The following is a 21,618-nucleotide window of genomic DNA, read 5'->3' as shown; positions in this document are numbered from 1 at the left end:
AGGGGCTTTCGTTTAAGCGGATTGGCGATCAGGCCGCTTCGATCTTGCTGCGGTTCTGCTCGACCTTGCTCAGGTAGTCCGCCAGTTTCTGCTGTTCGGCCGGAGTGGTGAACAAGCCCAGCTTGCTGCGACGCCACAGAATGTCATGCGCCGTGGTCGCCCACTCTTCGCTGCACAGGTAATCGACTTCGCGGGTGTAGAGACCGCCACCGAGGTGTTCGCCCAGGTCGCTGAGGTTTTGCACGCCTTCCATCATGCGCCAGGTACGGCTGCCGTAGGTGGTGGCCCAGCGGCGGGAGATTTCGGTCGGGACCCAGTCGAACTTGTCGCGGATCAGCGAGCTCAGCGCCTGCGGGGTGGTCATGTCTTCGCCGCCCGGCAGGGTAGCGCTGGCGGTCCAGCTTGGCTTGATGTCTTTGAAGTACGGAGCCAGTTGCGCCAGCGCCGACTCGGCCAGTTTGCGGTAGGTGGTCAGCTTGCCGCCGAACACCGACAGCAGCGGTGCTTCTTCGCCAGTGCCCGACAACGCCAGGGTGTAGTCGCGGGTGACGGCCGAAGGATTGTCGGATTCGTCGTTGCACAGCGGGCGAACGCCGGAATAGCTGTGCAGAATGTCGTCGCGGCTGATGCGTTTCTTGAAATGGGAGTTGACCACTTTCAACAGGTAATCGGTTTCACCTTCGGTAATCGCCACTGCAGCCGGATCGCCGGTGTACTCGCGGTCGGTGGTGCCGATCAGGGTGAAGTGGTTCAGGTACGGAATGGTGAACACGATGCGCTGATCTTCGTTTTGCAGAATGTGCGCATGTTCACCTTCGTACAGTTTCGGCACGATCAGGTGGCTGCCCTGGATCAGACGGATGCCGTACGGCGATTCCATCTTCAGGTCATCCCGAATGAACTTGGCGACCCATGGGCCAGCGGCGTTTACCAGTGCCTTGGCACGGATCGAAAACAGACTGCCATCGGCGCGTTCCAGGTGCAGGTGCCAGAATCCCTTGGTTCGACGAGCGTTGACGCAACGGGTCTGGGTGTGAACGTGGGCGCCTTTTTCTCGGGCGGCCATGGCGTTCAGTACCACAAGACGAGCATCGTCGACCCAGCAATCGGAGTATTCGAAGCCTTTGGTGATTTCGCTTTTCAACGGGCTGTCCGGGCCGAACTTCAAGCTTTTCGAACCTTCGAGTTTTTCCCGCTTGCCGAGGTGGTCATAAAGGAACAGGCCGGCGCGGATCATCCAGGCCGGACGCAGGTGTGGGCGGTGCGGCAGCACGAAGCGCATCTGCTTGACGATGTGCGGGGCCTTGGCCAGCAGCACTTCGCGTTCGGCCAGGGCTTCACGCACCAGGCGGAATTCGTAATGTTCGAGGTAGCGCAGGCCACCGTGGATCAGCTTGCTGCTGGCCGACGAGGTGTGGCTGGCCAGGTCATCCTTTTCGCAAAGAAACACCGAAAGACCGCGACCAGCGGCATCCGCTGCAATCCCCACGCCATTGATCCCACCACCGATGACGGCGATATCGTAGACCTCAGCGAGAGGGGGCGTAGGCAAGGTAGAAGTGGGCATCGGCTGGCCTCGGGCTTTTATGGTTTTCGGTATTGGAATTCGAACATTAATGTTCATTTACGAAAATGGTAGCCCATAAAGTCGCGCACGGCCAGTCAACTTTGATTGAAAATACTGATCGAAGGGCGGTTAAAGGAAAATTTACGAACATTCGCGCGCAGATCGTTCCCACGCTCTGCGTGGGAATGCATCAATAGACGCTCTGCGTCAGTGCTTGAGGCGGGACGCGGAGCGTCCCAGGCGGCATTCCCACGCGGACGGTTCGACGCCTTGACGTGGGAACGGTCTTACGGAGGGGGTTAAACGACTTCGAGCCGAATCTTGTGCTGACTCAACAACTGCGCCAACGCCGGCACAGGCTGCTGATCGGTGACCAGGCAATCAATCAGGCTGATAGGCCCCAGGCGAATCATGGCGTTGCGCCCGAATTTGCTGGAGTCAGCCGCGAGGATTACCTGTCGGGCATTGGCGATGATCGCTTGGGATACCCGAACTTCCTGATAGTCGAAGTCCAGCAGGCTGCCGTCTTCATCGATACCGCTGATGCCAACCAGGGCGAAATCAACCTTGAACTGGTTAATGAAGTCGACACTGGCCTGACCGACCACACCACCATCACGCCGCACATTGCCACCGGTCAGCAGAACGTCGAAGTCGTCCTTGGCGCTGAGCATCGAGGCCACGTGGAGGTTGTTGGTGATGATTTTCAGGTGATTGTGATTGAGCAACGCCCGGGCAATCGATTCGGTGGTGGTACCGATATTGATGAACAGCGAGGCGTGATCGGGGATCTGCGCGGCAATGGCTTCGCCGATACGCTGTTTTTCATCGCGCATCTGGTCGGCACGCATGGCGTAGGCGGTGTTTTCGACGCTGGAATCGTAAGCGGCGCCGCCATGGTAGCGACGCAACAAATTAGCTTCCGCGAGCTGATTGATATCGCGGCGGATGGTTTGCGGTGTAACGACGAACAGCGTAGCCATTTCCTCGATGCTGACATAGCCGCGTTCGCGGACCAGTTCGAGGATTTGCTGCTGACGGGGAGGCAGATTCATGGGGCTTCCTTTGGGCTGCCGTGCAAAATTTGCCCATGATGCCGCAGGAATCTGCTCCCGACCAGTTACAACCCTATTCGTGTACCGGGCTTGGCTTATTCAGCGCCTTCGTGTGGTTCCCAATCGCGGGTGCGGCTGACGGCTTTTTTCCAGCCAGCGTAGAGTTTTTCCTTGGCGGTTTCGTCCAGGTTCGGTTCGAATTCGCGCTCGATCACCGCCTTACCGCGCAACTCATCCAGGCTGCCCCAGAAGCCACACGCCAGACCGGCCAGATAGGCGGCGCCCAGTGCAGTGGTTTCGCGCATTTGCGGACGCTCCACCTGAGTGCCGAGGATGTCGGCCTGGAACTGCATCAGGAAGTTGTTCGCCACCGCACCGCCGTCCACGCGCAGGGATTTCAAGCGTTCGCCGGAGTCCTGTTGCATGGCGTCGAGAACGTCGCGGGTCTGGTAGGCAATCGACTCCAGAGCTGCACGAATAATGTGATCCACACGTACGCCGCGAGTCAGGCCGAATAATGCACCACGGGCATACGGGTCCCAGTACGGAGCGCCCAGACCGGTAAAGGCTGGCACGAGGTACACGCCGTTGCTGTCCTTGACCTTATTAGCGAAGTATTCGGTGTCGTGGGCGTCGTTGATGATCTTCAGTTCGTCACGCAGCCACTGAACAGTGGAACCGCCGTTGAACACTGCACCTTCCAGTGCGTAAGCCACTTCGCCGCGCGGGCCGCAAGCAATGGTGGTCAGCATGCCGTGCTTGGACTTCACAGCTTTGTCGCCGGTGTTCATCAGCAGGAAGCAACCAGTGCCGTAGGTGTTTTTCGCCTGGCCTGGCTCGACGCACATTTGGCCGAACAGGGCAGCCTGCTGGTCACCGGCGATACCGCCGATGGCAATGCCGCTTTTGGTGTGGCCGTAGATTTCGGACGACGACTTCACTTGCGGCAGCATCTCGCGCGGAATATCCAGCACCTCCAGCATCTTCGCGTCCCACTCAAGCGTATGGATGTTGAAGAGCATGGTGCGCGAGGCGTTGGTGTAGTCGGTGACGTGTACCTTGCCGCCGGTAAATTTCCAGATCAGCCAGCTGTCGATGGTGCCGAACAGTAGCTCTCCCTTGCGTGCGCGCTCGCGGCTGCCTTCGACGTTGTCGAGGATCCACTTGAGCTTGGTGCCGGAGAAGTACGGGTCGGTGACCAGGCCAGTGGTGTCGCTGATGTATTGCTCGTGGCCATCGCGCTTGAGCTGCTGGCAGATCTCGGTGCTGCGGCGGCACTGCCAGACGATCGCGTTGTAGATCGGGCGGCCGGTGGTCTTGTCCCAGACCACCGTAGTTTCGCGCTGGTTGGTGATGCCGATGGCGGCGACCTGGTCGTGATGCAGGCCGGCTTGAGCCAGGGCCTCGACCATCACGGCGCTTTGGGTGGCGAAAATTTCCATCGGGTCATGTTCAACCCAGCCGGCTTGCGGGTAATGCTGTGCGAATTCGCGCTGGGCGGTGCAGACCACGTTCGCGTCGCGGTCGAAAATGATCGCGCGGGAGCTGGTCGTACCCTGATCGAGGGCAATGATGTAGTTCTTATTCTGAGTGTCGGTCATGTCGATTGCCTTGGACGAAAAAAGGGAGTGAGGTCCGGCGCGCGCTCTTGATGGGCAGGATCACGCGCCAACGGTATCAAGAAGTTCTTGGTTTGCCGTCAATGGCCGGTGCTGCATCCTTTGTAGCAGGTATGGCGCTGGGCAGATGACGGGCAATCAGCCCGCGATACGCTGCAGCACCGAGGCAGGCACCGACAATCGGTGCAAAAATCGGAATCAGGAAATACGGGATATCGCGCCCGCCGGTGAAGGAAATTTCACCCCAGCCAGCGAAGAAAGTCATCAGTTTAGGACCGAAGTCGCGCGCCGGGTTCATCGCAAAACCGGTCAGCGGCCCCATCGAACTGCCAATCACGGCAATCAGCAGGCCGATCAGCAGCGGAGCGAGCGGACCCTTTGGCAAGCCATTGTTGTCATCGGTCAGGGACATGATCACGCCCATCAGGATGGCGGTGATGATCACTTCAACCAGGAAGGCTTGTGCCGTGGACAAGACCGGGTTGGGGAAGGTGGAGAACACCGACGCCAATTCGAGGCTGGCTTGAGTGCCACGAACCATATGGTGGGTTTGTTCGTAATCGAAGAATAAATTGCTGTAGAGCGTGTAAACCAACAACGCTCCACAGAAGGCTCCCGCTACCTGGGCGAGAATATAGAAAGGCAGTTTGCGCTTTTCGAAGTCAGCGAAAATGCTCAGGGCAATGCTGACGGCGGGATTGAGGTGAGCCCCGGAAACGCCGGCGGTCAGGTAGATCGCCATGCTCACGCCGATGCCCCAGATGATGCTGATTTCCCAAAGGCCGAAGCTGGCGCCCGCGACCTTGAGCGCGGCAACACAACCCGTACCAAAAAAGATCAGCAGCGCAGTACCGAGGAATTCGGCCATGCATTGGCTGGAGAGCGACGGTTGTTGTAAAGCAGTTGTCATTGAAAACCTCGTTTTTGTTGTTGTATGGCGCTTTTTCATCAGGGTCAAAGCGCGATTTTCACCGAGGCACAATCCCCATCCTGTTCTCGGCCTGCTGCTAGGTGCTGCGGTAAGACATTCGTACAGTATTCAGATTCGAAAAAATATAGACAAGAAACGCTGCTGTCAAAGGTCGAAAGTGAACCGTCAGTCACAATCGAACTATTAGTCACATGAATGTCCACATCGTTCACGCGTCAGGCTGAACGTGGACGAACGGCAGAAGGCGTGGCCAAGCCTTTGAAATAGCGCCGTAATAGAGCCTTTTATTGATCAATGACCTAGAATTCAGCGCAGATTTTTCTTCTTTCGCCAAGCTTGGAGCTGCCATGACCCCCGCATTGGATTTGTTGAAAAAAGTTCGTGCCGAACATCGCGTGCACAGTTACGAACATGATCCGAAGGCAGCGTCCTATGGGCTGGAGGCCGCGGAGAAACTGGGATTGGACCCGGCTCAGGTATTCAAGACCTTGCTGGCAGCCAGTGAGAAAGGTGAATTGCTGGTAGCTGTGGTGCCGGTCGTCGGAAGTCTGGACTTGAAGGGCCTGGCTCATGCTGCGGGCGTGAAAAAAGTCGAAATGGCCGATCCTGCCGCTGCGCAACGATCCACCGGTTACCTCTTGGGTGGGATCAGTCCGCTGGGACAGAAAAAGCGCTTGCGCACCTTCATTGATAATTCAGCTCAGCCTTTCGCCAGCATTTTTGTCAGCGCGGGGCGACGTGGGCTGGAAGTCGAATTGGCCCCCGCGGTGCTGGCCGAACATACCCAGGCGAAGTTCGCTGATATCGGCCGCGCCTGACGAGGGCTATCGGCCGGGCGCTGTATGGTGCAAATTAGCTGGCTCTGTCACTGGTGCCGCGTAGTGGGTAGCTGCATGCTCGGTGACCTGACATAGGGAGATGGTTATGCAGCTTGAATTTCACCAGGTTGATGCGTTCAGTGATCGGCCGTTCAGTGGCAACCCGGCGATGGTCTATCGCCTCGATGCCTGGCTTGCCGATGAGTTGATGCAGAAGATCGCCGCCGAGCACAACCTCGCCGAAAGCGCCTTCGTGGTGCGCGAAGGGCAAGGCTGGCGCATCCGCTGGTTTACCCCGGCCACCGAAGTGCCGTTGTGCGGTCATGCGACGCTGGCCAGCGCTTACGTTCTGTTTGAAATCTATAAAGAGCCGGTCGAACGACTGGACTTCGTCTGCAACTCCGGCCCGCTCAGTGTGAGCCGTGAGGGTGAGCGCTTGTGGCTGGACTTCCCGGCCATCGTACCGTCGGAAGTGGGCGTGACCCTGGATGTCGAGCGCGCGCTGGGTGTGGAAGCGGTTGATGTGCTGGGGTCGAACGAGTTGTTCGTGGTGCTGGAGTCCGAGCAGGCGGTGCTCGAATGTCAGCCGGACATGGCGGCGCTGGCGAAACTGCCGTGGCCGGGGGCAATTGTCACGGCCAGGGGCAGCAAGCATGATTTTGTGTCCCGCTACTTCGCCCCGGCGATCGGCATCAATGAAGACCCGGTGACCGGCTCCACCCATTGCAGCCTGATTCCGTACTGGTCGAAACGCTTGGGCAAGTCGAGCCTGACGGCTTATCAGTGTTCGGCGCGGGGCGGGGAGTTGTTCTGTCGACTGGAAGGGGATCGGGTGAAAATTGGCGGGAATGCGACGCTCGTTGCGAGCGGAAAATTATTACTCGGATGATTTCTCTGTAGGAGCGAGGCTTGCCCGCGAAGGCGTCGTGTCAGTCGACATCTTCATTGGCAGGCCTGATGCCTTCGCGGGCAAGCCTCGCTCCTACGGATTCGGGTGTCAGTTAGTGGTGCTGTAACGGCGGACGCCAGACTCGACGACCGGAATCTGCGCCGCCGTACTGCCCGATGCCTGAAACAACACCAAGTGTTCAGCCGCGACACGAATGCCAACCTCTGAACCCACCTGATGATCAGCATGACTCGGAAATATCGACTCTAGCTGCGCACCGGTCGGCATCTGCAAGCGATACAAGGTCGATGCACCCTGGAAAGACTTGCCGACGATCCGCGCTTTCAAACCGTTGTCCGGTGCATAAACGATATCGTCCGGACGCAGCAACACATCCACCGCACCGCCAACCGGCCAGGTGTAGGCACGATTACCGCGTAACTCACCCAATTCGGTTTGCACCGACTCGGGGCTGCTCAGCTGACCGCGAATGAAATAACCCTGGCCGATGAAACTGGCCACAAACGGCGTCCGCGGTTCGTGATACAGGTTGTAGGGCGTGTCCCACTGTTCCAGACGACCTTCCTTGAAAACCCCCACATGATCGCTCACCGCGAAGGCTTCTTCCTGGTCATGGGTCACCAGAATCGCGCTGGTGCCACGTGCCTTGAGGATGTCGCGCACCTCATGGCTGAGCTTGCGTCGCAACTCGCCATCAAGGTTGGAGAAGGGTTCGTCGAGCAGCAGCAGTTGCGGTTCCGGTGCCAAGGCGCGGGCCAGTGCGACGCGCTGCTGTTGACCACCGGATAGCTCGTGCGGGAAGCGCTTGCCGAGGTTTTTCAGATTGACCAGCTCCAGCAACTCTTCGGTGACGCGATCCTTCTGCGGATGTTTACGGATCCCGAAGGCGATGTTCTCGGCCACGCTCAAATGCGGAAACAGTGCGTAGTCCTGGAACACCATGCCGATCCGGCGTTTCTCCGGCGCGAGGGTGAAACCGGCGCGGGAGATCGTCTCGCCCGCCAACTGGATTTCACCTTCGTGCACCGGTTCGAAGCCGGCAATGGCCCGCAAGGTGGTGGTTTTGCCGCAACCTGAAGAGCCCAGCAGGCAACCGATGTCGCCGGCATTCAAATGCAGGTTGAGGTTCTGCACGACCCGCTGGTCTTGGTAGCCGCAGGCGAGGTTGCGCAGGTTAAGCAGTAATGGATGGCTCATGCGTGGTGGTACGAAGGCGGGACGAGAAACTCGAGCAGGGCCTTTTGTGCGTGAAGACGGTTTTCGGCTTGATCCCAAGCAACGGAGCGCTTGTCATCGAGCAAGTCGACACTGATTTCCTCGCCACGGTGGGCCGGCAGGCAGTGCATGAACAGCACGTTCGGAGCGGCCAGGTCGAGCAGGGCGCGGTTGACCTGGAACGGTGCAAACAGCTTCAGGCGTTTGGCGGTTTCTTCTTCCTGGCCCATGGAGGTCCAGACGTCGGTGCTGACCAGGTGGGCGCCGCGTACGGCATCCTTCGGATCGCGGACGATGGTGACCCGATCACCCGCCTTGGCCACGAACTCAGGGTTGGGTTCAAAGCCTTCCGGGCAAGCGATGCGCAACTGGAAGTCGAACTGCATCGCCGCTTCTATATAGCTATTGCACATGTTGTTGCCGTCGCCGATCCAGGCCACGGTTTTGCCCTGGATCGAGCCACGGTGTTCGAGGAACGTCTGCATATCGGCCAGCAACTGGCACGGGTGCAGGTCATCGGACAGGCCGTTGATGACAGGCACGCGGGAGTTGGCCGCGAATTCGGTCAGGGTGCTGTGGGCAAAGGTACGGATCATCACGGCGTCGAGCATGCTCGACATCACGATCGCGGAGTCGCAGATCGGCTCGCCACGGCCCAGCTGGGTGTCGCGCGACGACAGAAAGATCGCCTGGCCACCGAGCTGGATCATGCCGGCTTCGAACGAAATACGAGTGCGGGTCGACGATTTCTCGAAAATCATCCCGAGCACGCGGTTTTTCAGAGGCTCGAACAGTACGCCGCGGTTACGCAGGTCTTTGAGCTCAACGCCTCGACGGATCACGCTGACCAGCTCTTCGGGCGTGCAATCCATCAGGGAGAGAAAGTGCCTTGCGCTCATCATTGACTACCTTTTTGCAACAGACCGCAGATACTCAAAGCCTTGTTTAACTGAAAAACGGGCGAGACCTGCGGCGTAAGCCGCACGGGGCGACGAAATAGGGGAAGGCGCGATCTTATAATTAAATGTCGCGTCTTACCAATAGGGCTACGGTTTTTAGGGGATTTCAGAGGGGCTACGGGATGACCGCAGTAGCGCTTTTGAAGCCTGTTTCCTGACAGCAGCCCGTCATTTGTACACCGGGGTCACGGGGATTTGCAATCAAACGGGGTGGGAACGGCTTAGCAGCGGTCGGTTTCTGACCTGCGTTTTGACACATTTGTGTTCAGGATCGATGGATGTGTCTGGTCTGAAACATTTGCTTATGCAAAGTGGCGGGTTATAACTAATCCACGAACGATGCAGGAAGCCTTCGAAATGGAATCGAAAGAACAACAGTTAATGGAATTACTCGGCCTTACAGCCCGCTCACTGACCCATCTCACCGCTTCCATGACCTCGATGTCCTTCGAGTTGATGCGCAGTGAAGACGAAGTGACCAAGGCCGCCGGCCGGCGGATGATTGACCGCATGGCAACCATCAGTGCCGGGCTCGATGAGCACTGGCGACTGATCGGCGAACTCACGGGTGTCCATATCGCTCATGAGCAGATCGAAACCATTCAGGAGATCCAGTTGCAGGCGCCGCCGAATTGATCCCCAGCGGTCATCGGCTGGCCTGATGGTCGCCGATTCACAAGACGAACGTCGCTGGCGCAGCAGTGGGTCAGGCGCCATAGTTTTGTTCCCGCGGCCGATATTGCCCGCCCAGATCAAGACAGAGACTGGCCATGACCAAGACTCTCCATCACCGTGCGTGCCACTTGTGTGAAGCCATCTGTGGCCTGACCATCGAAACCACCGAGGTCGAAGGCGCTGTGCAGATCACTTCGATCAAGGGTGACCCTCAGGATACATTCAGCCGCGGACACATCTGTCCCAAGGCTGTTGCCCTGCAAGATATTCAGAACGATCCGGATCGTTTGCGTCAGCCGATGCTGCGGGTCGGCAGCGAATGGCAACCCATCGAGTGGGAAGATGCCTTCAGCGTTGTAGCCGAACGTCTGGCGGCGATTCAGGAGCGTCACGGGCAGAATGCGGTGGCGGTCTATCAAGGCAACCCCAGCGTGCACAACTACGGGCTGATGACCCACAGCAATTACTTTCTCGGCCTGTTGAAAACCCGCAACCGGTTTTCTGCGACTTCGGTTGACCAATTGCCCCATCACCTGACCAGCCATTTGATGTACGGCCACGGTTTGCTGTTGCCGATCCCGGACATCGATCACACTGATTTCATGCTGATCCTCGGCGGCAATCCGCTGGCCTCCAACGGCAGCATCATGACCGTGCCGGATGTGGAGAAGCGCTTGAAGGCCATTCAGGCGCGCGGCGGCAAAGTGGTGGTGGTTGATCCGCGCCGCAGCGAAACGGCGGCGATTGCCGACCAACATCTGTTCGTGCGCCCGGGTGGCGATGCCGCGTTGTTGTTCGGGTTGCTCAACACCTTGTTTGCTGAAGGCCTGACCCGCGACAGTCATTTGCCGGTGGAGGGTCTGGATGAGGTACGGGAGGCGGTCGCAAGTTTCACCGCCGAGGCCATGAGCCCGCTGTGTGCAGTGCCCGCCGAACAGATCCGCCAACTGGCGCGGGACTTTGCGGCAGCGCCGACGGCGGTCTGTTACGGCCGCATGGGTGTCTCGACCCAGGCGTTCGGTACCTTGTGTCATTGGGTTGTGCAGCTGATCAACCTGGTCACCGGTAATCTCGATCGTGTGGGTGGTGCGTTGTGCACCGAACCTGCGGTGGACTTGGTGGCGTCCACTTCAGGCGGGCATTTCAATCTGTGGCAGAGCCGGGTGTCCGGGCGTCCTGAATATGGTGGAGAACTGCCGGTGTCGGCGCTGGCCGAAGAGATGCTTACCGAAGGGGAAGGGCAGGTCCGCGCGCTGATCACCGTGGCGGGTAATCCGGTGCTCTCGACGCCCAATGGCCGGCAACTCGAACACGCACTGGACGGTTTGGAGTTCATGGTCAGCATCGACCTGTACATCAATGAAACCACGCGCTATGCCGACCTTATTCTGCCGTCCACATCGGCCCTGGAAAACGATCATTACGACACGACTTTTAATATGTTTGCGGTGCGTAATGTCACTCGGTTCAACCGCGCGATCCTGGCCAAGCCCGAAGGTGCGTTGCATGACTGGGAGATCTTCGTGGGGCTGGCCAAGGCCTTTGCTACGAAGACCGGCAAGGAGCTGAAACCGACGATCCCGCCAGCGCAGATGATCGACCGTGGCTTACGGATGGGGTTGTATGGCGATGCTTCGGAACAGAAATTGTCGCTGGCGACCTTGTTCGATCATCCTCATGGTGTCGATCTCGGGGCGCTGAAATCTAACCTGGCGCCACGCCTGAAAACCGCCAACCAGCGCGTCCAGGCTGCGCCGCCGGCGATCCTTGCCGACCTGGCGCGCTTTGCAGCCTTGCAAGCACCAGCGGCCGATGAGTTGCTGATGATTGGCCGCCGTCATGTGCGCAGCAACAACTCTTGGATGCACAACTATCACCGCTTGGTGAAGGGCAAGCCGCGCCATCAATTGCTGATGCACCCGGATGACCTGGCCAGTCGTGGGCTCAATGACGGGCAGCGAGTGCGGGTCAGTTCGCGGGTCGGTGTGATCGAAGTTGAAGTGCTCGGCAGTCTGGATATGATGAAAGGCGTGGTCAGCCTTCCTCACGGTTGGGGACATGCACGGCCGGGTGTGCAGATGACAATTGCCAGTGGCCAGCCGGGCTCCAGCGCCAATGACTTGACCGACGAGTGTCAACTCGATGAGTTGTCGGGCAATGCGGCGTTGAACGGTGTGCCAGTGACCGTGGCGGCGGCTTGATCAAGTCTGTCGGGGAGACCGAGCAGGGTGCTCGGGTTTCCGTTACAATGCGCCACCGTGCCGACCACTGAGTCGGAAAGTTCAGCCGAGGTGCTCCATGGATATCATCGAAACGATTAAAGAGCAGATTGCTAACAACACCATTCTGCTTTACATGAAAGGCTCGCCGAATGCCCCACAGTGTGGCTTCTCCGCGAAAGCCGCGCAGGCCGTGATGGCGTGTGGCGAAAAGTTTGCTTACGTGGACATCCTGCAGAACCCGGAAATCCGCGCCAACCTGCCAAAGTACGCCAACTGGCCAACCTTCCCGCAACTGTGGGTGGGTGGTGAGCTGGTCGGCGGTAGCGACATCATGACTGAAATGTCTGCTGATGGTTCGTTGCAGGCCACGATCAAAGCGGCTGTTGAAGCCGCTGCTGCTGCCAAGACCGAAGCCTAAGACGATTGGCTCCCCTGTAGGAGCTGTCGAGTGAAACGAGGCTGCGATCTTTTGATCTCCAGCAACTAAAAAGCCCCGCCTCTCGAAAGAAGGCGGGGCTTTTTATTGCACTTATAAGTTATTGCGATGTCGCCGCTGCCATCGCCAAGATCGCAGCCTCGTTTCACTCGACAGCCCTACTCTTCGCCCATCTGCGATTGCAGATAGTTCTCAAGACCGACTTTATCGATCAGGCCCAGTTGGGTTTCCAGCCAGTCGATATGTTCTTCTTCGGATTCCAGAATATCTTCAAGCAGTTCACGGCTGCCAAAGTCGCCAACGGTTTCGCAATGAGCGATAGCCACTTTGAGATCCGCGTGACCGGTGCGTTCGATACGCAGGTCGCACTCAAGCATTTCCTGGGTGTGTTCGCCGATCTGCAGCTTGCCCAGGTCCTGGACGTTCGGCAGGCCTTCAAGGAACAGGATGCGCTTGATCAGCTTGTCAGCGTGCTTCATCTCGTCGATGGATTCGTGGTACTCGTGCTTGCCGAGCTTGTTCAGGCCCCAATCTTCGTACATGCGTGCATGCAGGAAGTATTGATTGATCGCGACCAGTTCATTGGCAAGGATTTTGTTGAGATGCTGGATGACTGTAACGTCGCCTTTCATGATGGGGTCCTGCCCTAAGTAGCTGTCTATAAGGCAGAGTTTGAGCCGCGTAATTAAGAGTGTCAAACCTAAGTTATTGAAACTTAAATGAAAATTAATCGGAATAAGAATGTTTGTGTTCCGCGTCTAGAGCGTAAGCGATTGATTTTCAGATATAAAAAAACCGGACATCAAGTCCGGTTCTTTGGAATAGGGTATTTACGCAGCTGTAAATTCTACAGGATAGGGAATCGCGGCCTGGGCCGATTGCAGTTTGGTCAGGGTTTCGCGGACCACTTCCTTGGCAAGGCAGGCACATTTGCCGCATTGGCTGGCTACGCCGGTGGCCTGACGGACTTCTTTATAGCTGCAGCAACCTTCATAGATTGCTTCGCGGATTTGACCGTCGGTGACGCCAGTGCAGAGGCAGACATACATAAGTGAAAACCGTCGCTGGTTGTGACTCAATTGCGATGGATCTTAATGTTAACGAGAATGATTGTCAAAGTGGTTTCAGAAAGCTTTGGTCAGGGCTGACGAACGGTTTCCCCTCAGCGTCGATGACAAGGAAAACCTGTCGACAGCATTTCCCTTGGCAAAAAAACCGTTAAGGACAGGTCAAAAACGCAGTGTATGATGGCCGGTCCTTATGAAGCGGGTTCGTGTCACAGGGCTGTCGCCTGAAGGTGGCAGGCTGATACGAACCCAGTTCTTCACGTTTTTACACCAGGAGATATCCAATGAGCGTACTCGTAGGCAAACAAGCCCCTGACTTCACCGTACCGGCCGTACTCGGTAATGGCGAAATCGTAGACAGCTTCACCTTGTCGTCGGCCATCAAAGGCAAATACGGCCTGGTGTTCTTCTACCCACTGGACTTCACCTTCGTTTGCCCGTCCGAGCTGATCGCTCTGGACAACCGCATGTCTGACTTCAAGGCACGCAACGTTGAAGTGATCGCCGTTTCGATCGACTCGCACTTCACCCACAACGCCTGGCGCAACACCCCGGTCAACAATGGTGGTATCGGCGAAGTTCGTTACACCATGGCTGCCGACCTGAAGCACGAAATCGCCAAGGCCTACGACGTTGAGTCCGAAGGCGGCGTGGCTTTCCGTGGCGCATTCCTGATCGACGACAAAGGCGTTGTCCGTTCGCAGATCATCAACGACCTGCCGCTGGGCCGTAACATTGAAGAGCTGATCCGTCTGGTCGACGCTCTGCAATTCCACGAAGAGCACGGCGAAGTTTGCCCTGCCAACTGGAAAAAAGGCGACAAAGGCATGACCGCTTCGACCGAAGGCGTCGCGGCTTACCTGACCGAGAACGCTGCTGCGCTGTAAGGCACGTTTGAGGCATAAAAAAACCGGCCGTTGAGGCCGGTTTTTTTATGGGCGAGATAAACCCCACGACGGATCAGTCGTTGTAGTCTTCCCAGCCGCCCATTTGTTTCCAGCGATTGACGATGCCGCAGAACAGCTCGGCCGTCTTCTCGGTGTCGTAGCGAGCCGAGTGAGCCTCACGACCGTCGAAGTCGATATCGGCTGCCTGGCAGGCCTTGGCCAGTACGGTTTGGCCGTACGCCAGACCGGCCAGGGTTGCAGTATCGAAGCTCGAGAATGGATGAAACGGGTTGCGTTTCATGTCGAGGCGCGCGACGGCGGCGTTGAGAAAGCCCAGATCGAAGCTGCTGTTGTGCCCGACCAGAATCGCCCGTTTGCAACCATTGGCTTTAAGCGCCTTGCGGATGCCGCGGAAGATATCGGTCAGCGCTGCTTCCTCACTCACTGCCATGCGCAGCGGGTGATCGAGTTTGATCCCGGTGAACTCCAGGGCGGCCGCTTCGATGTTCGCGCCTTCAAAAGGCTCTACCCGAAAAAAGTAGGTGTGATCGGCGTACACAAACCCTTTTTCGTCCATGCCGATGGTGGTGGCGGCAATTTCCAGCAAGGCGTCAGTGGCAGAGTTGAAACCACCGGTTTCAACGTCGACAACGACTGGCAGGTACCCACGAAAGCGTTCAGCCATCGGGTGGCGTGAACCACCTCCGCCGCCTTGACCGTCCTGTTCGTCGTCGAAATGGTCTTCACTCACGCGTGTTCCTCCAGCAGGCGCCAGCGCAGTTTTTCACCGGCGCGCAGCGGGATTACGGTCAGCTCGCCAAATGGCAGGCTGGTTGGGGCGGTCCACTCATCGCGGACCAGGGTGATGCGATCGGTGTTCACCGGCAGGCCATAGAAACGCGGGCCGTTCACGCTGGCAAAGGCTTCGAGCTTGTCCAGCGCGTTGCGTTGTTCGAAGGCTTCGGCATACATCTCGATCGCTGCATAAGCGGTGTAGCAACCGGCACAGCCGCAAGCGGCTTCTTTGGCGTGCTGGGCATGGGGCGCCGAGTCGGTGCCGAGGAAGAACTTGTCGCTGCCGCTGGTGGCGGCGTCGAGCAGGGCTTCCTGATGGGTGTTGCGCTTGAGGATCGGCAGGCAATAGAAGTGCGGCCGAATCCCGCCCACCAGCATGTGGTTGCGGTTGTACAGCAGGTGATGCGCGGTGATGGTCGCGCCAACATTGGCCGAAGCCTCGTTGACGAACTGCACGGCGTCAGCGGTGGTGATGTGTTCGAACACCACTTTGAGCGTCGGGAAACGCTCGACCACACGGCGCATGTGCTCATCGATGAAGAATTTTTCGCGATCGAAAACGTCGACATCGCCACGGGTGACTTCACCGTGAACCAGCAAAGGCATCCCGACTTCGGCCATGGCCTCAAGTGCAGGGAAAATCTTGTCGATGCTGGTGACACCGGAGTCCGAGTTGGTGGTCGCGCCAGCCGGGTACAGCTTGGCGGCGTGAATGAAGCCGCTGGCCTTGGCCTCGCGAATTTCTTCGGGCTGTGTGCGGTCGGTCAGGTAGAGCACCATCAACGGTTCGAAGCGACTGCCGGCCGGGCGTGCAGCGAGAATCCGCTGGCGATAGCCGTCGGCTTCCGCGGTGTTACGCACCGGAGGTACCAGGTTGGGCATGATGATGGCGCGACCAAAGGTGCGCGCGACATCCGCAACGGTATTGGTCAACACGGCACCATCGCGAAGATGTATGTGCCAGTCGTCGGGACGCAGCAGGGTCAGGCGGTCGGACATGAGGGGATTCCAGGCGGGTCAAACTGAGGGGAATGCTACCGGAAAAGACTCTCTCAGGCACTCGCTATCAAGTTTTGCAGGAAGCTTCCGATATCCAACAGGTATGCCGTAAACAAGTGTGTGTCGGTCTTTTTGTTGTAGAAGCCAGTGGAGCCTCCCGTGCGCCAGCGTTATTTAGCCTTGCTCAGCGTCTTTGCCAGCCTTCCTGCGATGGCGCTCACTTTCCAGACCCGTCTGGAGAGCATCGAGTGGACAGTCGAAGGAGACAAGTTCGAGTGCCGCCTGACTCAGCCGATCACCGATTTTGGTTCCGGTGAGTTCGTGCGCCGCGCCGGCGAGCAAGCGACGTTTCGTCTGAAGGCCTACAACTCGATGATCGGCGGCGGTTCGGCGACCTTGCTGGCGGCGGCTGCCCCTTGGCAGCCGGGGCGTGGCGACATTAACCTTGGTTCTGTGCAAATTGGCAGCGGTAATGTGCTGTTCAATAGTTCGCAAGTTCAGGCCGGGCGTTTGATCAGTGGCCTGATGGATGGCCGCAGTCCGGTTGTTCGACATTACTCAGGCGATGGCCGGATGTCGGAAGTGCGTCTGTTGCCGGTCAAGTTCAGCAAGGCCTTCAACGACTACCAGGGCTGCGTGGCAAAACTGCTGCCGAAGAATTTCGAGCAGGTCAAACAGTCCGAGATTGGCTTCCCCGGCGAAGGCATCGATCTTGACCCGCGGGCCAAGGCGCAGTTGCAGGTGATGCTGGATTTCATGAAGGCCGATCCGACGGTCAACCACATCGAACTCGATGGCCACTCCGACAACAGCGGCAACCGCCTGACCAACCGTGACCTGTCGCGCCGCCGGGCCCTGGCGGTCATGGACTTCTTCAAGGCCAACGGTATTCAGGAATCGCAGATCACCCTGCGCTTCCACGGCGAGCGTTATCCGCTGGCGCCCAATACCAATTCCGCCAACCGGGCGAAGAACCGTCGGGTCAATGTGCACCTCGCGCGGGTTGCGCCCACCGAAAAGCCAGCCTCTCAGGCCACTGCATCGGCAAGCGCCGCGTCGACCTCCTGAACCCGCTGTAATCGTCGCCCACTCGACATAATCTGTCGCTTCGTCGTCATAAGCTGTCGCGCCTCTGTAAATTATCCTGCATGAGCGGTAGACTTGACGGCTTTCCGTAGAACCCCGTGGAGTGATGGCATGGCGGACGTAAACAAGGTCGTTCTGGCGTATTCCGGCGGCCTGGACACTTCGGTGATCCTCAAGTGGCTGCAGGATACTTATAACTGTGAAGTCGTGACCTTCACCGCTGACCTGGGTCAGGGCGAAGAGGTCGAACCTGCACGCGCCAAGGCACAGGCCATGGGCGTGAAAGAGATCTACATCGACGACTTGCGCGAAGAGTTCGTGCGCGATTTCGTTTTCCCGATGTTCCGCGCCAACACCGTTTACGAAGGCGAGTACCTGCTGGGTACTTCCATCGCTCGTCCGTTGATCGCCAAGCGCCTGATCGAAATCGCCAACGAAACCGGCGCAGACGCCATTTCCCACGGCGCCACCGGCAAGGGCAACGACCAGGTTCGTTTCGAACTGGGCGCGTACGCCTTGAAGCCAGGCGTGAAAGTGATTGCTCCGTGGCGCGAATGGGACCTGCTCTCCCGTGAAAAGCTGATGGATTATGCTGAAAAGCACAACATCCCGATCGAGCGTCACGGCAAGAAGAAATCCCCGTACTCGATGGATGCCAACTTGCTGCACATCTCCTATGAAGGCGGCGTGCTGGAAGACACCTGGACCGAGCACGAAGAAGACATGTGGAAATGGACCGTCTCCCCGGAGAAGGCTCCTGACAAAGCGCAATACCTGGAACTGACCTACCGCAACGGCGACATCGTCGCACTGGACGGCGTCGAAATGACCCCGGCCACCGTGCTGGCGACCCTGAACCGTATCGGTGGCGAACACGGTATTGGCCGTCTCGACATCGTCGAGAACCGCTACGTGGGCATGAAGTCCCGTGGCTGCTACGAAACCCCTGGCGGCACCATCATGCTGCGCGCTCACCGTGCGATCGAATCGATCACCCTGGACCGCGAAGTGGCTCACCTCAAAGACGAGCTGATGCCTAAATACGCCAGCCTGATCTACACCGGTTACTGGTGGAGCCCTGAGCGTCTGATGCTGCAACAGATGATCGACGCGTCCCAGGCCCACGTGAACGGCGTTGTGCGCCTGAAGCTGTACAAGGGCAACGTGATTGTCACCGGTCGCAAGTCCGACGAATCGTTGTTCGATGCCAATATCGCGACCTTCGAAGAAGACGGCGGTGCTTACAACCAGGCCGACGCGGCGGGCTTCATCAAGCTCAACGCCTTGCGCATGCGTATTGCGGCGAACAAAGGTCGGAAGCTTTTCTGAGGTTTTTGACGCCGTAGTGGAACGACCGTAGTGGAACGACGGTAATAGAGTTGTGGCCTTGTCGGTGACAAGGCCACACATCTGAATAGGGGAAATTTCCTGCCGGACATCGTTTTAACAGCGTTCTTTTGCTTCTGTAATACCTTCCTTCTGTTTCCTCTCTCTGAATGCTCTTCAAGCGTTACCTGCTGCATGTCAGGTAAAAAGAGTGATCAAGAATCGTCAGGCCATGTGAATTCAAATTGTAAGCAATGCAGAGCGTTGGGCCGTTGCGGTTCTTTGTCTGTTTTGAATGCTTGATGGCGCTTTCCTTCAGTAGTGCCTCCGAATCGGTACAGGTGAGAAACACGATCACTTGCGCAGGGCTTCCCTGTGGGTGCAGATTTTTTTCAATCCAGGCGCCAAATTCCATTTTTTTGTTTAACCATCGCGCATCGACGATGTGCAGGTTCTGTAGCTGCTCGGTCAGGCACACGTGCTGTAGCGCCGAGAGGCTCGTCTGAATTCCGATCCGGGCGGGAGGGTCCTTCAGGTTATCGGGTCGCTGACCGCGGTCAGCGTTGTCCATCACTTTTATAAAATGCTTTCCTTTTCCAAAATCGGAGGGCGCGTACAGCGATCGGTAGTTGAAGTTGAGTGTGGCGAAGAAAAGAAAAAGCAAATAAAAGGGAAAACTGATCAGGAACCAGACATAGAGCTCCCGCTCCTCGTTGTCGAGAAAGGGCAGTGAGACGGCGGCCGATGTTTCAGAAATAGCGGCAAATATGGCAATCACTGTCATGGGGTTGATGATTTTTTTCTTGGGTTTGTTCATGTTTTCTGCTCATGGAAGTATTGTCTTTTCTCGATTGGTTAATGTTTTTGGTTTTGATTTTAATAACTAAGTGATTGGTGTTTTTGTTTGTGTAGTGCTCCTTTAAAGATTGGATTTTCAATGGGAATAGTAACGGCAATGAGTGCGGGTCGGGTATGTCTGTTTTTGATGTTTAAGGTTGTGTTGGATTGAATTTGCTGTTGAAGTGTTGCCTGGTGTGATTTTTTCTTAATCCTTGATGTGCAGTGTTTGTGGTATGGGTTTTCAGGATGATAACATCCGTTACTTTTAAGCGTAGCTCAATAGTCTGTGTTCGTTGGATCGCTTGCGACGGACCCTGTTGTTTGGCTTTCTGGTTGTAAATAGAAACAAAAAAGCCGCGGAATATATAAATACCTTCAGGTCTATAAAGTTGTTAATCCCCGGTATTTTTGGATATTTTGTAAGACAAATCTCTAATGTCTGTAGGGAATGTCTCTCGGTGCAGGTGGCCGAGGGGGGCGGCATGCCATGGGTGAAACGACTAGGCTATTGTGCGGGCTCTAAAAATTCGAACAGCGAAAATTGGACTTGCCCATGAATAAAGTGCTGATCGTGGATGATCACCCTGTCATTCGTCTTGCGGTACGAATGCTAATGGAGCGTCATGGCTACGAAGTCATTGCAGAGACAGATAACGGCGTGGATGCGTTGCAACTTGCCCGTGAGCATATGCCGGATATTGTCATCCTGGATATTGGAATACCGAAACTTGATGGGCTGGAAGTCATCGCGCGTTTAACATCGACAGCAATGCCCATGAAAGTACTGATACTGACTTCTCAGGCACCTGGGCATTTTTCCATGCGTTGCATGCAATCGGGTGCCGCCGGGTATGTCTGCAAACAACAGGATCTCACCGAATTACTCAGTGCAATAAAGGCAGTATTGTCAGGCTACAGTTACTTTCCCAATCAAGCCTTGCATACCGTACGTTCCAGTTTGGGGAACGCCAGTGAAGCCGATATGGTGGATCGTCTGTCGGGACGGGAAATGATGGTCTTGCAACAGTTGGCCCGAGGCAAGACCAACAAGGAGATCGCCGACGGAATGTTCCTCAGCAATAAGACTGTCAGTACTTACAAGACCCGCCTGTTGTTGAAACTCAATGCTCGCTCCCTGGTCGACCTGATCGAATTGGCTCAACGCAATGGTTTGGTGTGACTGCCTCAACGTTTGACGAGGCGCAATGAGCGGGGGTATCAGGGGTTGGCACTTAGTAAAAAGCCTCCGTTTCGGGAGGCTTTTAGGTGTCATAGATCAAAATCGTAATCGGCCAATTGCTTTTGCAGTCGGCGCTCCTCCAACAGATTGTCGATGGTACGGCGTTTGCTCAGGTTGGTCTTCGCCACTTCAACCACCGGCTCAGCGTCATCAGCCTCAACGGGGGTGAAGTCGTCTTCTACGTCCAATTGCTCTTTGCCAGTGCTCATAGTGTTACTCCAGGCTAAGACTGCCTTTGGCGCTCCTTATATCGATAATCTCCCGGCGGGTAAAAAAGATTTTTTCAATCGATAAATCAAAAAACCTAATAGCGCCTCAATCGTCCGAAGTCTTTTGCTTGTATTCGCACAAGTCTTCGATCCGGCAACTGCCGCAGCGAGGCTTGCGGGCCAGGCAAACGTAGCGTCCGTGGAGGATCAGCCAGTGATGGGAGTCGAGCAGATATTCCTTCGGCACGAACTTCATCAGTTTTTTCTCAACCTCGACCACATTTTTGCCTGGAGCAATGCCGGTACGATTGCTGACCCGGAATATATGCGTGTCAACGGCCATGGTCAGCTGACGGAATGCGGTATTGAGCACCACGTTGGCGGTCTTGCGGCCGACGCCAGGTAACGCTTCCAGCTCTTCACGGGTCTGCGGCACTTCGCCTCCATGACGTTCCACCAGTAGGCGGCAGGTCTCGATCACGTTTTTCGCTTTGCTGTTGAACAGGCCGATGGTCTTGATGTATTCCGACAGTCCCTCGACACCCAAGGCATAAATCGCCGCCGGCGTATTGGCCACCGGATAGAGTTTGGCAGTGGCCTTGTTCACGCCGACATCGGTCGACTGGGCCGAGAGAATCACAGCGATCAGCAATTCGAACGGCGAGGTGTAGGCCAGTTCGGTCTTCGGTTCCGGGTTGTCTTCGTGAAACCTGCGGAAAATTTCCAGACGTTTTGCGGCATTCATGGGCAGTGCATTTCCTC

General features: G+C 56.9%; 22 protein-coding genes. 9 read left to right on the top strand and 13 right to left on the bottom strand.

The genetic code is table 11. The features are described 5' to 3' along the window. Positions 1-28: 28 nt before the first annotated feature. From glpD to ACYZT5_RS18455, 4 genes are all read right to left on the bottom strand, one after another. On the bottom strand, positions 29-1,567 hold the full coding sequence (glpD, locus tag ACYZT5_RS18470) for a glycerol-3-phosphate dehydrogenase (protein WP_462046824.1): 1,539 nt from the start codon (positions 1,565-1,567) through the stop codon (positions 29-31). Between the two features lie 299 nt (positions 1,568-1,866). Next, positions 1,867-2,622 (bottom strand): DeoR/GlpR family transcriptional regulator, encoded by a 756-nt coding sequence (locus ACYZT5_RS18465; protein WP_007916700.1) that lies wholly within the window; start codon positions 2,620-2,622, stop codon positions 1,867-1,869. A gap of 95 nt (positions 2,623-2,717) precedes the next feature. Next, a complete protein-coding gene (glpK, locus tag ACYZT5_RS18460; RefSeq protein WP_462046823.1) occupies positions 2,718-4,223 on the bottom strand; it encodes a glycerol kinase GlpK in 1,506 nt (501 codons plus the stop codon). A 76-nt stretch (positions 4,224-4,299) separates the two neighbouring features. Next, on the bottom strand, positions 4,300-5,151 hold the full coding sequence (locus ACYZT5_RS18455; RefSeq protein ID WP_462052272.1) for an MIP/aquaporin family protein: 852 nt from the start codon (positions 5,149-5,151) through the stop codon (positions 4,300-4,302). A gap of 368 nt (positions 5,152-5,519) precedes the next feature. Between ACYZT5_RS18455 and ybaK the strand changes: the two genes are divergently transcribed. Beyond that, positions 5,520-5,990, top strand: a complete 471-nt coding sequence (gene ybaK, locus ACYZT5_RS18450) for a Cys-tRNA(Pro) deacylase (protein ID WP_007971306.1) — start codon at positions 5,520-5,522, stop codon at positions 5,988-5,990. Between the two features lie 106 nt (positions 5,991-6,096). Continuing rightward, the gene (locus ACYZT5_RS18445; protein ID WP_462046822.1) at positions 6,097-6,879 is read left to right on the top strand and encodes a PhzF family phenazine biosynthesis protein; all 783 of its coding nucleotides are present in this window, start codon (positions 6,097-6,099) and stop codon (positions 6,877-6,879) included. Positions 6,880-6,987: 108 nt separating this feature from the next. Here the strand turns inward: ACYZT5_RS18445 and ACYZT5_RS18440 are convergent, their stop codons facing one another. Further along, positions 6,988-8,097, bottom strand: coding sequence for an ABC transporter ATP-binding protein (locus ACYZT5_RS18440; RefSeq protein WP_462046821.1), 1,110 nt, complete (start codon positions 8,095-8,097; stop codon positions 6,988-6,990). Then, complete coding sequence (gene argF / locus ACYZT5_RS18435) at positions 8,094-9,014, bottom strand: ornithine carbamoyltransferase (protein WP_462046820.1); 921 nt, start codon at positions 9,012-9,014, stop codon at positions 8,094-8,096. Before argF ends, ACYZT5_RS18440 begins: the two co-directional genes overlap by 4 nt. Before the next feature lie 417 nt (positions 9,015-9,431). Between argF and ACYZT5_RS18430 the strand changes: the two genes are divergently transcribed. The 3 genes from ACYZT5_RS18430 to grxD all read left to right on the top strand — a co-directional run bounded on the left by ACYZT5_RS18430 (position 9,432) and on the right by grxD (position 12,389). Beyond that, positions 9,432-9,710: a hypothetical protein gene (locus ACYZT5_RS18430; protein ID WP_462046819.1), complete on the top strand. Its 279-nt coding sequence runs from the start codon at positions 9,432-9,434 to the stop codon at positions 9,708-9,710. Positions 9,711-9,844: 134 nt separating this feature from the next. Beyond that, on the top strand, positions 9,845-11,950 hold the full coding sequence (locus ACYZT5_RS18425) for a molybdopterin oxidoreductase family protein (RefSeq protein WP_462046818.1): 2,106 nt from the start codon (positions 9,845-9,847) through the stop codon (positions 11,948-11,950). Between the two features lie 97 nt (positions 11,951-12,047). Beyond that, a complete protein-coding gene (grxD, locus tag ACYZT5_RS18420; protein ID WP_462046817.1) occupies positions 12,048-12,389 on the top strand; it encodes a Grx4 family monothiol glutaredoxin in 342 nt (113 codons plus the stop codon). A gap of 176 nt (positions 12,390-12,565) precedes the next feature. Here grxD and bfr read toward each other — a convergent pair whose 3' ends face one another. Then, positions 12,566-13,039, bottom strand: a complete 474-nt coding sequence (gene bfr / locus ACYZT5_RS18415; protein ID WP_008155586.1) for a bacterioferritin — start codon at positions 13,037-13,039, stop codon at positions 12,566-12,568. A gap of 198 nt (positions 13,040-13,237) precedes the next feature. Beyond that, entirely contained in the window at positions 13,238-13,456 is a 219-nt protein-coding gene (locus tag ACYZT5_RS18410; protein WP_008155585.1) for a bacterioferritin-associated ferredoxin, read from the bottom strand. Positions 13,457-13,758: 302 nt separating this feature from the next. Here ACYZT5_RS18410 and ACYZT5_RS18405 point away from each other — a divergent pair, with 302 nt between their 5' ends. Next, positions 13,759-14,361 (top strand): peroxiredoxin, encoded by a 603-nt coding sequence (locus tag ACYZT5_RS18405; RefSeq protein WP_064679479.1) that lies wholly within the window; start codon positions 13,759-13,761, stop codon positions 14,359-14,361. A 73-nt stretch (positions 14,362-14,434) separates the two neighbouring features. Here ACYZT5_RS18405 and rnt read toward each other — a convergent pair whose 3' ends face one another. Then, complete coding sequence (gene rnt / locus ACYZT5_RS18400) at positions 14,435-15,112, bottom strand: ribonuclease T (RefSeq protein WP_123368467.1); 678 nt, start codon at positions 15,110-15,112, stop codon at positions 14,435-14,437. Then, positions 15,109-16,155, bottom strand: coding sequence for a dihydroorotase (pyrC, locus tag ACYZT5_RS18395; RefSeq protein WP_462046816.1), 1,047 nt, complete (start codon positions 16,153-16,155; stop codon positions 15,109-15,111). Before pyrC ends, rnt begins: the two co-directional genes overlap by 4 nt. 159 nt (positions 16,156-16,314) lie before the next feature. On the opposite strand from pyrC, the gene ACYZT5_RS18390 reads away from it, so the two are divergent. Further along, complete coding sequence (locus tag ACYZT5_RS18390) at positions 16,315-17,223, top strand: flagellar protein MotY (RefSeq protein ID WP_462046815.1); 909 nt, start codon at positions 16,315-16,317, stop codon at positions 17,221-17,223. 129 nt (positions 17,224-17,352) lie between these two features. Further along, on the top strand, positions 17,353-18,570 hold the full coding sequence (locus tag ACYZT5_RS18385) for an argininosuccinate synthase (protein ID WP_007898502.1): 1,218 nt from the start codon (positions 17,353-17,355) through the stop codon (positions 18,568-18,570). A 181-nt stretch (positions 18,571-18,751) separates the two neighbouring features. On the opposite strand, the gene ACYZT5_RS18380 is transcribed toward ACYZT5_RS18385, so the two are convergent. Further along, the gene (locus ACYZT5_RS18380; protein WP_462046814.1) at positions 18,752-19,384 is read right to left on the bottom strand and encodes a hypothetical protein; all 633 of its coding nucleotides are present in this window, start codon (positions 19,382-19,384) and stop codon (positions 18,752-18,754) included. A 576-nt stretch (positions 19,385-19,960) separates the two neighbouring features. On the opposite strand from ACYZT5_RS18380, the gene ACYZT5_RS18375 reads away from it, so the two are divergent. Next, positions 19,961-20,587: a response regulator transcription factor gene (locus ACYZT5_RS18375; protein ID WP_008155570.1), complete on the top strand. Its 627-nt coding sequence runs from the start codon at positions 19,961-19,963 to the stop codon at positions 20,585-20,587. A gap of 89 nt (positions 20,588-20,676) precedes the next feature. Here ACYZT5_RS18375 and ACYZT5_RS18370 read toward each other — a convergent pair whose 3' ends face one another. Continuing rightward, positions 20,677-20,856, bottom strand: a complete 180-nt coding sequence (locus ACYZT5_RS18370) for a PA3496 family putative envelope integrity protein (RefSeq protein ID WP_007898493.1) — start codon at positions 20,854-20,856, stop codon at positions 20,677-20,679. Positions 20,857-20,962: 106 nt separating this feature from the next. Beyond that, on the bottom strand, positions 20,963-21,601 hold the full coding sequence (gene nth, locus ACYZT5_RS18365; protein ID WP_462046813.1) for an endonuclease III: 639 nt from the start codon (positions 21,599-21,601) through the stop codon (positions 20,963-20,965). Between the last annotated feature and the right edge of the window lie 17 nt (positions 21,602-21,618).

Source organism: Pseudomonas sp. LB3P14 (assembly GCF_054898045.1).
Note: the sequence above shows the minus strand (reverse complement) of the source record. Positions and strands in the feature narration are given on the sequence as shown.

What these genes read in the sequence shown, in the direction of transcription:
- glpD (WP_462046824.1), bottom strand. Translation starts at nt 1,567, where the DNA reads ATGCCCACTTCTACCTTGCCTACGCCCCCTCTCGCTGAGGTCTACGAT.
- ACYZT5_RS18465 (WP_007916700.1), bottom strand. Translation starts at nt 2,622, where the DNA reads ATGAATCTGCCTCCCCGTCAGCAGCAAATCCTCGAACTGGTCCGCGAA.
- glpK (WP_462046823.1), bottom strand. Translation starts at nt 4,223, where the DNA reads ATGACCGACACTCAGAATAAGAACTACATCATTGCCCTCGATCAGGGT.
- ACYZT5_RS18455 (WP_462052272.1), bottom strand. Translation starts at nt 5,151, where the DNA reads ATGACAACTGCTTTACAACAACCGTCGCTCTCCAGCCAATGCATGGCC.
- ybaK (WP_007971306.1), top strand. Translation starts at nt 5,520, where the DNA reads ATGACCCCCGCATTGGATTTGTTGAAAAAAGTTCGTGCCGAACATCGC.
- ACYZT5_RS18445 (WP_462046822.1), top strand. Translation starts at nt 6,097, where the DNA reads ATGCAGCTTGAATTTCACCAGGTTGATGCGTTCAGTGATCGGCCGTTC.
- ACYZT5_RS18440 (WP_462046821.1), bottom strand. Translation starts at nt 8,097, where the DNA reads ATGAGCCATCCATTACTGCTTAACCTGCGCAACCTCGCCTGCGGCTAC.
- argF (WP_462046820.1), bottom strand. Translation starts at nt 9,014, where the DNA reads ATGAGCGCAAGGCACTTTCTCTCCCTGATGGATTGCACGCCCGAAGAG.
- ACYZT5_RS18430 (WP_462046819.1), top strand. Translation starts at nt 9,432, where the DNA reads ATGGAATCGAAAGAACAACAGTTAATGGAATTACTCGGCCTTACAGCC.
- ACYZT5_RS18425 (WP_462046818.1), top strand. Translation starts at nt 9,845, where the DNA reads ATGACCAAGACTCTCCATCACCGTGCGTGCCACTTGTGTGAAGCCATC.
- grxD (WP_462046817.1), top strand. Translation starts at nt 12,048, where the DNA reads ATGGATATCATCGAAACGATTAAAGAGCAGATTGCTAACAACACCATT.
- bfr (WP_008155586.1), bottom strand. Translation starts at nt 13,039, where the DNA reads ATGAAAGGCGACGTTACAGTCATCCAGCATCTCAACAAAATCCTTGCC.
- ACYZT5_RS18410 (WP_008155585.1), bottom strand. Translation starts at nt 13,456, where the DNA reads ATGTATGTCTGCCTCTGCACTGGCGTCACCGACGGTCAAATCCGCGAA.
- ACYZT5_RS18405 (WP_064679479.1), top strand. Translation starts at nt 13,759, where the DNA reads ATGAGCGTACTCGTAGGCAAACAAGCCCCTGACTTCACCGTACCGGCC.
- pyrC (WP_462046816.1), bottom strand. Translation starts at nt 16,155, where the DNA reads ATGTCCGACCGCCTGACCCTGCTGCGTCCCGACGACTGGCACATACAT.
- ACYZT5_RS18385 (WP_007898502.1), top strand. Translation starts at nt 17,353, where the DNA reads ATGGCGGACGTAAACAAGGTCGTTCTGGCGTATTCCGGCGGCCTGGAC.
- ACYZT5_RS18380 (WP_462046814.1), bottom strand. Translation starts at nt 19,384, where the DNA reads ATGAACAAACCCAAGAAAAAAATCATCAACCCCATGACAGTGATTGCC.
- ACYZT5_RS18375 (WP_008155570.1), top strand. Translation starts at nt 19,961, where the DNA reads ATGAATAAAGTGCTGATCGTGGATGATCACCCTGTCATTCGTCTTGCG.
- ACYZT5_RS18370 (WP_007898493.1), bottom strand. Translation starts at nt 20,856, where the DNA reads ATGAGCACTGGCAAAGAGCAATTGGACGTAGAAGACGACTTCACCCCC.
- nth (WP_462046813.1), bottom strand. Translation starts at nt 21,601, where the DNA reads ATGAATGCCGCAAAACGTCTGGAAATTTTCCGCAGGTTTCACGAAGAC.